This is a genomic window from Microbispora hainanensis, assembly GCF_006874475.1.
Taxonomy (GTDB): Bacteria; Actinomycetota; Actinomycetes; order Streptosporangiales; family Streptosporangiaceae; genus Microbispora; species Microbispora hainanensis.
On record NZ_VIRM01000050.1, the window covers coordinates 1 to 13,479 of the forward strand.

Below are 13,479 nucleotides of genomic sequence, written 5' to 3' on the forward strand. Positions count from 1 at the left end.
CTTTGTATGGAAGGGCCATCCCGTTGGGGTGGCCCTTCCGCATTTCCGGGATCTTTTTTCCTGGTGGTGGCCCCGGCTGGGTATGGCCGGGGCTTTCGCATGTCCAGGGACCGTTTCCGGGGGCCCGGCCGGCACCGGTCCGGTGTGGGGGTGAGCACTACCCGGAGCTTCCGGTCGTCGCAGTGACGTCCTAATGACACCGAACCACCACCCCGACTCGACCAACCCAACGGCGCCCGATCCCTGGCCTCGCCCCACCCGACCCCGGACCGCGTACCGCCTCGTGAAGGGGCGGCAGGGAGTTCCCGTACGCTGAGGGTCGTGGAATATCGAGCCGTCGAGCAAGCGATCATGGAACGGGGAGTGGAGTGGGATTTCAGCCCCACTCTTGATCGGATCACCGCGCTGATGGAGATCCTCGGCGACCCCCAGAACTCGTACAAGGTCGTTCATGTCGCGGGCACCAACGGGAAGACGAGCACCGCGCGCATGGTCGAGGCTCTGCTACGCGAGCGTAACCTGCGGGTGGGCCGCTACACGAGCCCTCATCTGCAGTCGATGCGCGAGCGCATCTCGGTCGACGGCGAGCCCCTGTCGGAGGAGCGGTTCGCCGAGGTGTACCAGGACGTCGCCCCCTACCTCGAGATGATCGACGCCAGGGTCGGCAAGCTGAGCTTCTTCGAGGTGCTGACGGCGATGGCCTTCGCCGCGTTCGCGGACGCGCCCGTGGACGTCGCCGTGGTCGAGACCGGCATGGGCGGCACCTGGGACGCGACGAACGTCGCCGATGGGACGGTATCCGTCATCACGCCCATCTCGCTGGATCACACGGACTATCTCGGCCCGGACATTGCGACGATCGCCGGAGAGAAGGCCGGCATCATCAAGCCGAAGGCGATGGCGGTGCTGGCACAGCAGGCGCTGCCCGCCGCCGAGGTGCTGATGCGGCGGGCGGCCGATGTCGGTGCGGTGGTCGCCCGCGAGGGGCTGGAGTTCGGCGTGCTGCACCGCGAGCTCGCGATGGGCGGCCAGATGCTTCAGCTCAGGGGCTTGAAAGGCGTGTACGAGGACGTGTTCCTGCCCTTGTACGGCGCGCACCAGGCGGGCAACGCCGCGGGCGCCCTGGCCGCGGTGGAGGCGCTGACGGCGGGCGACGACCCGCTGGGCGAGGAGGTCGTACGGCAGGCCTTCGCCCAGGTGAGCAGCCCCGGGCGGCTGGAGATCGTGCGAAGGGGCCCGACCGTCGTGGTCGACGCGGCGCACAACCCCGCGGGCATGGAGGCCACGGTCGAGGCCCTGACCGAGGCGTTCGGGTTCACCCGGCTCGTCGCCGTGGTGGCCGTGATGGCGGACAAGGACGTGGACACGATTTTGGACCTGCTGGAGCCGGTGGCCGAGGAGATCGTGGTCACCCGCAACTCCTCTCCGCGCTCGCTCAGCCCGGACGATCTCGCGGCACGGGCGGAGGCCGTGTTCGGCCAGGACCGCGTCCACATCGAGGACCGGCTCGACGACGCCATCGACAGGGGCGTCGCGCTGGCCGACCAGGGCGACGAGCTCGGCTCGGGCGTCCTCATCACCGGTTCTGTCGTGACCGCGGGTGAGGCGCGCATCCTCCTCAAGGCCACCAAGTGAGCAGCGCCGTGTTCGAGGTGACCCCGGGCATGCGCCGGCTCTGCGCGACCGTCCTCGGGATGCAGGCGATCGTCGTCGCGCTGATCAGCCCCGTGGCGATCACCATCAACCACGTGTCCACCCCGCTCGCGCTGACCGTCGGGCTCGGGCTGGCCGTCCTGTGCGTGGTGGTCGCCGGCCTGTTGAAGCGCCCGTACGCGTACATCGCGGGCAGTGTGCTGGAAGTTCTGACAATCGCCACAGGATTCCTGGTTCCGATCATGTTCTTCCTCGGGGTGATCTTCGCCGCCCTGTGGATAACGGCTATCTTCGTCGCTCGCCGTGTCGAAGGGGCGACGAAGCGCTAAAGTCGGCAACCATGGCCGTCCCTCCCGTACCGCAGGCTCGGACCGCCGTGCCGGTCCGAGCCGTGCGCGTCCCTCTGCTGGTCGACGTCGTCATTGGGCTGCTCACCCTGGTGGCCCTTCCTCTGGCGCTCGTCGCCATCCCGAACACGATCTCCGTCGTGGCGGCGCTGCTGCCGCCGGGTGTGTCGCAGGTCGACATGATCCGCGCGCACGGGCTGGCGCTGCCCGCCATGCTGGTGACCGTGCCGCTCGCCGCGGTCGCGGTACGCAGGTTCCGCGCGGCGCCGATCCTCGTGGCGGGGCTCACACTGCTCGCGCTCGCCGACGTCGCCGGGGGCTACACCGACACGGTCACGCTCGTCGGCGTGCTGCGCGTGCTCCACGGGATCGGCGCCGGCATGCTCGTGCCGGCGACTCTGGTCGCGGTCGCCGAGCGTCCCCGCCACCGGGTGCTGCTGCCGATCTGGGCGGGCACGCTCGCCGCCTCGCTGCTGTCGGCCCAGGCCCTCGCCCTGTGGGCGATCCGGGACGTCTCCTCCTGGCGGGTCACGCTTCAGCCGTACCCGCTGCTCACCGGGGTGGCGCTGGCCCTCGCCGCGGCCTACCTGGTGCTGTGGATGATCTCCAGTGACGGCGGCCCGCGGGCCGAGGGGGAGATCCTGCCCGGGGGCCGGCCGACGTCGGCGGAGCGCGGGAGGCTCGCGCTGGCCATCGTGCCCGCCGCGGCCATCGCGGTGCTGGGCGTCGGGATCACCTTCGACTGGCCGCCACCTCTGGTCGTCGTCGCGGCGGCGGTCGTGGTGGTGGCGATGCTGGCCCTCGCGGCTCTCGGCACGTTCGAGGGGCCAGGCGGCCGTACGCTCGCCTTCGTCAACGTCGCGGTGGGCCTGGTGGTGCTGCCGACCGCCGCGCAGATGACCTACATCGAGCTCGGCGGCCCGCTGGGCGGTCCCGGCCTCAAGGGTCTGTGGGTGCCGTTCCTGGTGGCCGCGGCGACCGCCCTCGTGGGCGCCGTCCTGGCGGGCCGGGCGCCCGAGGCGTTGGCGGCCCGGATGACGGTCATCGGTCTCGCGGCCGTCGTCGTGGGGCTGGCCGCGATCAGGCTGCTGGTCCCGGCGCCGTCGGGCACGCCGCTGGTGGTGCCGTTCGTCCTGCTGGCCGCGGGGTCGGCCGTGGCGCTGGTCGGCGCGTTCCGTACGGCGGGCCTCGGGACGGCGATGCTGGGCCTGTCACTGTGCTTCCCTGCCGTGCTCGCGGGATTCCTGCTCGGCACCGGCATCCAGGTGAACCGGCTGCGCGAGGCCGCGGAGAGCGCGCAGGGTGACGGGAACGCCCTGGTCAACGGGTTCATCGACGCGCTGCACATGTGGGCGCTTGTCGGCGGGTTCGTCGTGGTCGGCGTGATCGTGCTCGCCTCCGTCCTTGCCCGGAGGGCCGCCGCCGCATCCGCGGACGGTGACGTGGTGATCCCGCTGCCGACGCCCTCGCCGGAGGAGAACGACGACGCCCCCGGGGACTCCGGCCCCAAGCGCTGACCCGGCACGCGCGGCAACCCGCCGCTCACGCACCGACCCGGTAAGGGCGGTAACACGCGCCGCCCACACACTGACACGGTGCGCACAGGAACACCGCCGCCCGCGCACCGACACGGCAGGCGAAGGAACGCCCGCCCGAGACGCTCCGCCGCAGACCCGCGGGCATCGGACTCATCCGATCGGAGCGGCGTTCCAGGACCGGTAAGCTGCCGTTGCGTCGGAGCTTCCCAGCCGGAGCTCCTCAGACGCGTGACGGGTGGGCCCGTGATCCGCCGGGTCACCGTGTACGGCGAGTCAACGACCTTAGGAGAAGAGACCGTGTCCGAGCGTACGCTTGTCCTGATCAAGCCCGACGGGGTCCGTCGCGGCCTCATCGGGGACGTCATCGGCCGCATCGAGCGCAAGGGCCTCAAGATCGTGGCGATGGACCTGCGCACGCTCGACGCCGAGACGGCCAAGGCCCACTACGCCGAGCACTCGGAGCGCCCGTTCTTCGGCGAGCTGGTGGAGTTCATCACCGGCGGCCCGCTGGTCGCGATGGTGCTGGAGGGCCCCCGGGCCGTCGAGGCGTTCCGCGCGCTGGCCGGCCTGACCGACCCGGTGAAGTCCGCGCCCGGCACCATCCGCGGCGACCACGCCCTTGAGATCGGCGAGAACGTCGTGCACGGCTCCGATTCGCCGGAGTCCGCCGCCCGGGAAATCAAGATTTTCTTTCCCGACCGTTTCTAGTCCTTGCCACACGAGAGGCCCCGGTTTAAACCGGGGCCTCTCGTGTTTTTCCAGGTGGTGAACAAGCTTAGGCAGGGGGACACCGGTTTTTCCGGGGGCTTGGGAGCTCGATGTGCCCAGTGATGAGCACATGCCGTTACGATTCGAATGCGATGCGTCATCCCGCACTCCCGCTGAACCCGGTAACCGCTAACCACCTGAAGGAAGGCTTCCTTCCGCATGGGCAGCAAGCTGACATTCCTGGGCCGTGACATGGCTGTTGACCTTGGCACGGCGAACACTCTCGTCTACGTCCGAGGGCGCGGCATCGTCCTGAACGAGCCGTCCGTCGTCGCCATCAACGTCACGACAGGCAAGATCGTGGCAGTTGGGATAGAAGCGAAGCGGATGATCGGTCGGACGCCCGGAAACATCGTCGCGATCCGTCCCCTGAGGGACGGTGTCATCGCGGATTTCGATGTGACCGAGCGGATGCTGCGTTACTTCATCCAGAAGATCCACAAACGGCGGCACTTCGTGCGTCCGCGCATCATCGTGGCCGTGCCGAGTGGCATCACCGCGGTGGAGCAACGCGCCGTGAAGGAAGCGGGCTACCAGGCCGGCGCCCGCCGCGTATACATCATCGAGGAACCGATGGCGGCCGCGATCGGAGCCGGTCTGCCGGTCCACGAGCCGACCGGGAACATGGTCGTCGACATCGGCGGCGGCACCACCGAGGTGGCCATCATCTCGATGGGCGGCATCGTGACCAGCCAGTCGATCCGCGTCGGCGGCGACGAACTCGACCATGCGGTCATCGCCTTCGCGAAGAAGGAGTACTCGCTGATGCTGGGCGAGCGCACGGCGGAGGAGGTCAAGATCGCCGTCGGGTCCGCCTGCGTCACAGGCGAGGACTTCCACGCCGAGGTGCGCGGCCGCGACCTGGTCAGCGGTCTGCCGAAGACGGTCGTCATCAGCGCCGAGGAGATCCGCCGGTCGATCGCCGAGCCGGTCAACGCGGTCGTCGACGCGGTGAAGTCGACGCTGGACAAGTGCCCGCCGGAGCTCTCCGGCGACCTCATGGACCGGGGGATCGCCGTGACCGGTGGCGGCGCCCTGCTGCGCGGCATGGTCGACCGGTTGCGTGAGGAGACCGGCATGCCGGTCCACCTGGCCGAGAACGCGCTCGACTCGGTCGCGCTCGGCTCCGGGCGGTGCGTGGAGGACTTCGAAGCCCTCCAGCAGGTGCTCGTGCCGGAGCCCCGCAACTAAGGAGCGTCATGAGAGACACCCGCCGCGCCCGTCTCACGCTCGGAATCCTCCTCGCCGTGGCGCTGATCCTCATCACCGTGGATCACCGGGCCGGGAACAACCGCGTCCTCGGCCCGGTGCGCGACTTCGCGAGCGCCGTGTTCGGGAAGGCCGAGCGTGCCGGCGCCGCCGTCACCAGACCGATCACCGGATTCGTCGGCATGCTGCGCGACGCGCCCTCCGCGCGGCGCACCATCGCCGACCTGCGCAAGGAGAACGCGCAGCTGCGGGACGAGGCGTCGGCGCAGAAGCTCGACAGGGCGCGGGCCGAGAAGCTCGACCGCATGCTCGGGCTGGCGGGGCTCGGCCGCTACCGCATCGTGCCGGCTCAGGTCGTCGCACGGCGTACGGTGGCCGGTTTCGAGGACACGATCGAGATCGACGCCGGCACCGACGACGGGATCCGGCCCGACATGACGGTGCTCAGCGACGCCGGGCTGGTCGGCCGCGTCGTCCAGGCGGGCCCGGCCGGCTCGACGGTGGCCCTGCTGACCGACCCGGCCCTGTCGGCCGGGGCCAGGCTGGAGGGCGGCAACGAGCTCGGCGTCGTGAGCGGCCTCGGCGAGGCGGGCGGCGGCGGCAACCTCGTCAGGTTCCGCCTGCTCGACTCGACCGTGCCGATCGGCGTGGGCCGCCGGATCGTGTCGTTCGGCTCCCAGCAGAGCAAGCCGTACGTGCCGGGGGTGCCGGTCGGCGTGGTCGAGCGGGTGGACAACACGCCCGGTGAGGTGACCAGGACGGCCTATGCGCGGCCCTTCACGGACTTCTCCGCGCTGGACGTCGTCGGCGTGGTGGTCGCGGCGCCGAAGCGTGATCCGCGCGACGCGGTGCTGCCGCCGAAGCCGCCACCGCCGAAGCCGCCGCGCGAGGACCAGCGGCGCGGCGACACCCGCGGGCAGGGACGCGCCTCGCTGGAGGCCGAGTGGGGGCTCGACGGCCGGGGCCGCGGCTCGGGCGACGAGGCGCGGGCCTCGACCGAACGGCAGGTGCGCGAGGGCCGGCCCGAGGCCGCGCAGGAGCGGCGCGGCCGGAACGGCGCGCAGGCCGTGGACGGCGAGCAGCGCGCACAGGAGCAGTACGCACAGGAGCAGTACGCCCAGGAACGGCAGGCGCAGGAGCAGCAGAGGCGCGAGCAGCCGGCGCAGGGGCGACAGGCCCACGAGCCGCCCGCCGCGCACCAGCCGCCGGCCGTGGAGCCGCGCGACGCGCCTCGGCAGCACGACGGCCACGGTGAAAGGAACTGACCGATGGCCCGCAACATCATCGCCGCGCTGCTGCTCTTCGTCGCTCTGGTGCTCCAGGTCAGTGTGGTCAACCGGCTGCTGTTCTCCTGGGCGCCCGATCTGGTGCTGGTGACGGTGGCCGCGCTCGCGACCAGGCGCGGGCCCGTCCCGGGCGCGGTGATCGGCTTTTGCGGCGGGCTCGCCTATGACCTGCTGCCTCCCTCCAACCACACGCTGGGCCAGTATGCGCTGGTGCTGTGCGCGCTCGGCTACGCGGCCGGGCGGGTGGGAGAGCGGGTGCCGCTGTTCGCGGTGGCGGTGTGCGCCGTGCTCGCGCCCGGCATGCTGGCGGGCCTGGGCGCGTTGATCGGCGCGCCGGGGGTCACCTGGCCGGTGCTGGCCACGGCATGGCCCCGGGCGGCGATCTGCAATCTCGTGGCCGCTCCGCTGGCGCTCTGGGCGGTCAAGATCACGCACGGCGGCCATCGCAGGCGCGCAGGCGGTGGCGAGCTCGTGCCGAGCTGGAGACGGGGGACGGCATGACACGTGTGCGCGGACGCCTGATCGTCCTGCAGGTGCTGGTCATCGCCATGATCGTGGTGCTCGTCGTCCGGCTGTGGCAGGTCCAGGTGGTGCAGGGGCCGCGGTTCGTCACGGTCGCGACGGAGACACGCACCCGCGAGGTGCGGGTGCCCGCTCTGCGCGGGGCGATCCTCGACTCCTCCGGCCGCCCGCTCGTGCGCAACCGTACGACGCTGGTGGTCTCCGTGGACCGCGGCCGGCTGGAGCGGATGCCGGACGGCGGCGACGCGGTTCTGCGCCGGTTGTCCGCCGTGCTGAAGGTGCCGTTGTCGAAGCTGAAGCAGGAGATCCGGGCGTGCGGCCCGGGCATCAGCCGCCCGTGCTGGCCCGGCTCGCCGTACACGCCGATCCCGGTCGCCAACAACGTCAATCCCCGGGCGGCGCTGCAGATCCTGGAGCGCCAGGAGGACTTCCCCGGCGTCACGGCCGACATCCAGGCGATGCGCGACTATCCCAACGGCAAGGACGCCGCGCAGCTCCTCGGCTACCTGCAGCCGGTGACGGAGAGCGAGCTGGAAAAGCGCGAGGGTCTCAAGGCCAACTATTCGGGCGTCGACCTCACCGGCCGCGACGGGCTCGAGCGCACCTACGACTCCGCTCTGCGCGGCACGCCCGGGCTGCGCAACGTCCAGGTCGACCGGATGGGCAAGGTCATCACGGTCAACCAGCAGTCCGACCCGGTCCCCGGCGACATCCTGGTGACCAGCATCGACGCCAAGGTGCAGCGCATCGTAGAGAAGTCGCTGGACCAGGCCATGCAGGAGGTGCCCCACTCCGACGGCGCCGCCGGCGTGGTGCTCGACGTCAAGACCGGCCGCGTGATCGCGATGGCCAGCCGGCCGACGTACGACCCCAAGGTCTGGACGGGCGGCATCTTGGAGAAGGACTACCGGCGGCTGCTGTCGGACAAGTCGGGCAAGCCGCTGGTGTCACGGGCGATCGCCGGCGAGTACGCGCCGGGTTCGACCTTCAAGATCAGCTCGGTGTCGGCGATGATCGCGGACGGCCAGCCTCTGCACGGCACCTATCAGTGCCCGAGCTCCTACAACGTCGAGGGCCGGTCGTATCCGAACGCGGGCGGCATGAGCCTGGGCGCGATCTCACTGCACGAGGCGCTGGTCAAGTCGTGCGACACCGTGTTCTACCGGGCCGGATATGAGGAATGGCTGCGCGACGGCGGCAAGACGCCCAAGTCCAAGGTCAAGGAGCCGATGCCGAACATGGCCAAGGCCTACGGCTTCGGCAAGCGCACCGGCATCGACCTGCCCGGCGAGTCCGCGGGCCGCATCCCGACCCGCGCGTGGAAGCTCGACCTGTACAACACGACGAAGCCGGAGATGTGCAAGCGGGCCAAGATCGGCTACCCGGAGATGAAGGACCAGAGCCGGGCCGCGTTCGCCAAGCGGCTGGCCAACGAGAACTGCCTGGAGGGCATGATCTTCCACGCCTACGAGGCGGTCAACCTCTCGATCGGCCAGGGCGACGTCCTGGTCACCCCGCTTCAGCTCGCACGGGCGTACGCGGCGCTGCTGGGTGACGGCAACGTGCGCAGCCCGCGTGTCGGCTGGGCGCTGATGCGCCCGGACGGCACCCTTAAGAAGGAGATCCCGGTCCCGGTCGTGGCGCATCTCCCGGTCAACGACGAGACCCGCACGTACATCCGCAAGGCGCTCAGCGAGGTGCCGTCGGACGGCACAGCCGCCGGCGCGTTCCGCGGGTTCCCGATGAACGTCGTCAAGATCGGCGGCAAGACCGGTACGGCTGAGGTCTACGGCAAGGAGGACACGTCGTGGTTCGCGTCCTTCGCGCCTGCGGACAACCCGCGGCTGGTCACCGTGGTCATGGTGGCGCAGGGCGGCTTCGGCGCCTCGACCGCCGCGCCCGCGGTGCGGCGCATCTGGGAGGGGATCTTCGGCCTCGGCAAGGGGGACGACGGCAAGCCGCTCAAGCCGGCGCTTCCGGACGGCAAACCGGCGACGCGGCTGCCGGCCATCAGCCGCGAAACGCAGTGAGGCGGATCTGCCATGACTGAAGCCCTCGGGGTACGGCGGAGGTCGTTCGCGAGCCGCGTCGTCGGCAGAGGGTCCGTCGTCTGGCGGATGGACTGGCTGCTGTTCGGCGCGGTAGTCGCGCTCAGCGCGATCGGCACGCTGCTGGTGTGGTCGGCCACCCGCACGTGGTCGTCGATCGAGCCGACGGGCATGGCCAAGAAGCACGTGCTCAACCTGCTCATCGGCCTGGCCCTCTACAGCGCGATCGCGGTGACCGACTACCGCTGGCTGCGCACGTACGCACCGGTCCTGTACGCCATCGCCGTCCTCGGGCTGATCCTGGTCATCAGCCCGATGGGTTCGACGATCAACGGCCACCACTCGTGGATCCTGCTCGGCGGGGGCTTCGCCCTGCAGCCCGCCGAGCTCATGAAGCCGGCGCTGGTGGTGATGCTGGCGCGGCTGCTGGCCCCGGCATCCGAGAAGGGGAAGACCAAGGACCGGCCGAGGGGCTCCGGTCTCGCGCTGTCCCTGGCGGTGGCGGGCGCGGCGGCGGCGCTGGTCATGCTGCAGCCCGACCTCGGCACCACGATGGTGCTGATGGCGACGACCGGCGCGATCATCGTCTTCGCCGGGATCCGCAAGCGCTGGGTGCTGGCGGGGGTGCTGCTCGCCGGCCTCGCGGCGGTGGCGGTGTGGTCGCTGGGGCTGCTCAAGCCCTACCAGGTGGCGCGGTTCACCGCGCTCATCGACCCGTCGAGCGACCCGCGCGGCGTGGGCTACAACAGCACGCAGGCGCTGGTGGCGATCGGGTCGGGCGAGGTGTTCGGCAAGGGCCTGTTCCACGGCGGCCAGACCACGGGACGCTTCGTGCCCGAGCAGCACACCGACTTCATCTTCACCGTCGCGGGCGAGGAGCTCGGCTTCGTCGGGTCGGTCACCGTCGTGGCCCTGCTCGGCGTGGTGCTGCTGCGCGGCGCGCGGATCGCCCGGATGTGCAACGACCGGTTCAGTGCGCTCGTCTCCGGCGGCATCGTCGCGTGGCTGGCCTTCCAGACCCTCGTCAACGTCGGCATGACGATCGGCATCATGCCGATCACCGGCGTTCCGCTGCCGTTCGTCTCCTACGGCGGCACGGCGACGTTCGCGAACATGACGGCGGTGGCCATCCTGCAGGCGATCCATCTCAGGTCACGGCCCGGGTGACCTGTACCGCCCGATCCGTGCCGCCTGATGAGTGCCGCCTGATTTGGCGCCCCTGCTGAGGACGGGAGATCCGCAGGGGCCACTCCCCGGAGCCGATACCCTGGATACATGTCTGTCGAGTCGTTGTTTCCCCGCCTGGAGCCGCTGCTGCCCAAGGTGCAGAAGCCGATCCAGTACGTCGGGGGCGAGCTGAACTCGACCATCAAGGACTGGGACGAGGCGACCGTCCGGTGGGCCCTGATGTACCCGGACGCCTACGAGGTCGGCCTGCCCAACCAGGGGGTGCAGATCCTCTACGAGATCCTCAACGAGCTGCCCGAGACGCTGGCGGAGCGCACCTACGCGGTGTGGCCCGACCTCGAGGCGCTCATGCGGTCCGAGGGTGTCCCGCAGTTCACCGTGGACGGGCACCGGCCGGTTCGCGCGTTCGACATCCTCGGGGTGTCGTTCGCCACCGAGCTGGGCTACACCAACCTCCTCACCGCGCTCGATCTGGCGGGGATCCCGCTGGAGGCGGCGGACCGCACCGACGAGGACCCGATCGTTCTGGCGGGCGGCCACGCCGCGTTCAACCCGGAGCCGATCGCCGACTTCCTCGACGCCGCCGTGCTCGGCGACGGCGAGCAGATCGCCATCGCGATCTCCGAGGTGCTGCGCGAGTGGAAGGCCGAGGGCTCGCCCGGCGGCCGCGACGAGCTGCTGCTGCGCCTCGCCTCCACGGGCGGGGTGTACGTCCCGAAGTTCTATGACGTCGAGTACCACCAGGACGGCCGCATCATGCGCGTCGTCCCCAACCGCGACGGCGTGCCGACGCGCGTGTTCAAGCACACGGTCATGGACCTCGACGAGTGGCCCTACCCGAAGAAACCGCTGGTCCCGCTCGCCGAGACCGTGCACGAGCGGTTCAGCGTCGAGATCTTCCGGGGCTGCACCCGGGGCTGCCGCTTCTGCCAGGCCGGGATGATCACCCGTCCGGTGCGGGAGCGGTCGATCACCACGATCGGTGACATGGTCGAGGCGGGGATCAGGGAGTCCGGCTTCAGCGAGGTCGGACTGCTGTCGCTGTCCAGCGCGGACCACTCCGAGATCGCCGACGTCACCAGGGGTCTCGCCGACCGTTACGAGGGCAGCCAGGTCGGCCTGTCCCTGCCCTCCACCCGGGTCGACGCGTTCAACATCGACCTGGCGAACGAGCTGTCCCGCAACGGCCGCCGTTCCGGTCTCACGTTCGCGCCGGAGGGCGGGTCCGAGCGGATGCGCAAGGTGATCAACAAGATGGTCACCGAGGAGGACCTGATCCGCACGGTCACCACCGCCTACTCCAATGGCTGGCGGCAGGTGAAGCTCTACTTCATGTGCGGGCTCCCGACCGAGGAGGACGTGGACGTCCTCGGCATCGCCGACCTGGCCAAGAAGGTCATCAAGGCGGGCCGCGAGGCGACGGGCTCGCGCGACATCCGCTGCACGGTCTCGATCGGCGGATTCGTGCCCAAGCCGCACACGCCGTTCCAGTGGGCCGCCCAGTGCGACCACGAGACGGTGGACCGCCGGCTGCGCGCGCTGCGCGACGCTCTGCGTTCCGACAAGGAGTACGGCAGGGCCATCGGCTACCGCTACCACGACGGCAAGCCGTCGATCGTGGAGGGGCTGCTGTCGCGGGGCGACCGCCGGGTGGGCCGGGTCATCCGGGCCGTCTGGGAGGACGGCGGCCGGTTCGACGGCTGGAGCGAGCACTTCTCGTTCGAGCGGTGGATGGCCGCGGCCGAGCGCGCCTTCGCCGACGAGCCGGTCGACGTGGACTGGTACACGACGCGCGAGCGGGACGAGCACGAGGTGCTTCCCTGGGACCACCTCGACGCCGGTCTCGACCGCGAGTGGCTGTGGCAGGACTGGCAGGACGCGCTGAACACGGTCGAGGTCGAGGACTGCCGCTGGACGCCCTGCTACGACTGCGGCGTCTGCCCCACCATGGGGACGGAGATCCAGATCGGCCCCACGGGCAGGAAACTGCTGCCACTCACCGTGATCTGACGGTCACGGCCTATCCTGAAAGACGATCGACCGACAGCGGAAGGACGACGGAACTCTGAAACCCGTTCCCGACGGGCCCGCGCCCGAACCCACCGTGCAGCGCCTTCGTGTGCGCTACGCCAAGCGGGGCCGCCTGCGTTTCACCAGCCACCGCGACATCTCGCGTGCCGTCGAAAGGGCGGTGCGGCGAGCGGGCATTCCGGTGGCCTACAGCGCCGGCTTCAGCCCTCACCCCAAGATCTCCTACGCCGGCGCCGCCCCCACGGGAGTGGCGAGCGAGGCCGAATACCTGGAGATCGGGGTGAACCGGCCGTGTGACCCGCGGCGGGTTCGCGACGACCTCGACGCCTCGCTGCCGCCGGGGCTCGACGTGCTCGACGTGGTGGAGGCGCGGGACGGGAATCTGGCCGACCGGCTGGAGGGCTCGATGTGGGAGCTGCGGCTCCCCGGAGCCGATCCGGGCGAGGCGGAGCGGGCGGTGAAGGAGTTCCTCTCGGCCGATCTGGTGGAGGTCGAACGCCTGACCAAGAAGGGAATGCGGCGGTTCGACGCCCGCCAGGCGGTGCGTTCGCTGGCCGTCGTGGGGGAGCCGGGAATTACGGCAGGTCAGGAGACCGTTCAACCGTGTGTCATACTTCGTATGGTTGTTCGGCACGAAACACCTGCCGTCCGGCCCGATGACGTGCTCATGGGTCTGCGTCTCGTGGCAGGCTTCGCGCCGCCGTCACCCGCTGCGGTGACCAGGCTGGCGCAGGGGCCGCTCGACGCGACCGGTGAGCCCGCCGACCCGTTCGCCTTCGACCGGGCAGGCGGAGACCGATAAGACTTGCCGCCGAGGCGCCGACAGGAAGCCCGGCGGACCGCGAGAGACGAGAGCCTTCGCGCGGCGCGGCAACGTGCCCGGAGGCTG

General features: G+C 70.5%; 11 protein-coding genes. All 11 read left to right on the top strand.

Annotated features, from left to right (window positions below; translation table 11 throughout):
- The first annotated feature begins 351 nt into the window (after positions 1 to 351).
- The 11 genes from FLX08_RS30835 (at position 352) to FLX08_RS30885 (ending at position 13,392) form a co-directional block, all read left to right on the top strand.
- Positions 352 to 1,635, top strand: a complete 1,284-nt coding sequence (locus tag FLX08_RS30835; RefSeq protein WP_142623834.1) for a bifunctional folylpolyglutamate synthase/dihydrofolate synthase — start codon at positions 352 to 354, stop codon at positions 1,633 to 1,635.
- Complete coding sequence (locus tag FLX08_RS30840) at positions 1,632 to 1,982, top strand: DUF4233 domain-containing protein (RefSeq protein WP_244313028.1); 351 nt, start codon at positions 1,632 to 1,634, stop codon at positions 1,980 to 1,982. The genes FLX08_RS30835 and FLX08_RS30840 overlap by 4 nt, the downstream gene beginning before the upstream one ends.
- A gap of 11 nt (positions 1,983 to 1,993) precedes the next feature.
- Positions 1,994 to 3,517, top strand: a complete 1,524-nt coding sequence (locus FLX08_RS30845; RefSeq protein WP_142623788.1) for a hypothetical protein — start codon at positions 1,994 to 1,996, stop codon at positions 3,515 to 3,517.
- A 318-nt stretch (positions 3,518 to 3,835) separates the two neighbouring features.
- The gene (gene ndk / locus FLX08_RS30850; RefSeq protein WP_030505860.1) at positions 3,836 to 4,246 is read left to right on the top strand and encodes a nucleoside-diphosphate kinase; all 411 of its coding nucleotides are present in this window, start codon (positions 3,836 to 3,838) and stop codon (positions 4,244 to 4,246) included.
- A 219-nt stretch (positions 4,247 to 4,465) separates the two neighbouring features.
- Entirely contained in the window at positions 4,466 to 5,497 is a 1,032-nt protein-coding gene (locus FLX08_RS30855; RefSeq protein ID WP_142623789.1) for a rod shape-determining protein, read from the top strand.
- Positions 5,498 to 5,505: 8 nt separating this feature from the next.
- On the top strand, positions 5,506 to 6,780 hold the full coding sequence (gene mreC / locus FLX08_RS30860) for a rod shape-determining protein MreC (protein WP_142623790.1): 1,275 nt from the start codon (positions 5,506 to 5,508) through the stop codon (positions 6,778 to 6,780).
- 3 nt (positions 6,781 to 6,783) lie between these two features.
- Entirely contained in the window at positions 6,784 to 7,302 is a 519-nt protein-coding gene (gene mreD / locus FLX08_RS30865; RefSeq protein WP_142623791.1) for a rod shape-determining protein MreD, read from the top strand.
- Positions 7,299 to 9,353: a penicillin-binding protein 2 gene (gene mrdA / locus FLX08_RS30870; protein ID WP_142623792.1), complete on the top strand. Its 2,055-nt coding sequence runs from the start codon at positions 7,299 to 7,301 to the stop codon at positions 9,351 to 9,353. The genes mreD and mrdA overlap by 4 nt, the downstream gene beginning before the upstream one ends.
- A gap of 12 nt (positions 9,354 to 9,365) precedes the next feature.
- Positions 9,366 to 10,538 (top strand): rod shape-determining protein RodA, encoded by a 1,173-nt coding sequence (rodA, locus tag FLX08_RS30875; RefSeq protein WP_142623793.1) that lies wholly within the window; start codon positions 9,366 to 9,368, stop codon positions 10,536 to 10,538.
- 108 nt (positions 10,539 to 10,646) lie between these two features.
- Complete coding sequence (locus FLX08_RS30880) at positions 10,647 to 12,569, top strand: TIGR03960 family B12-binding radical SAM protein (protein WP_142623794.1); 1,923 nt, start codon at positions 10,647 to 10,649, stop codon at positions 12,567 to 12,569.
- 94 nt (positions 12,570 to 12,663) lie between these two features.
- Positions 12,664 to 13,392 (top strand): TIGR03936 family radical SAM-associated protein, encoded by a 729-nt coding sequence (locus FLX08_RS30885; protein ID WP_142623795.1) that lies wholly within the window; start codon positions 12,664 to 12,666, stop codon positions 13,390 to 13,392.
- Positions 13,393 to 13,479: the final 87 nt, after the last annotated feature.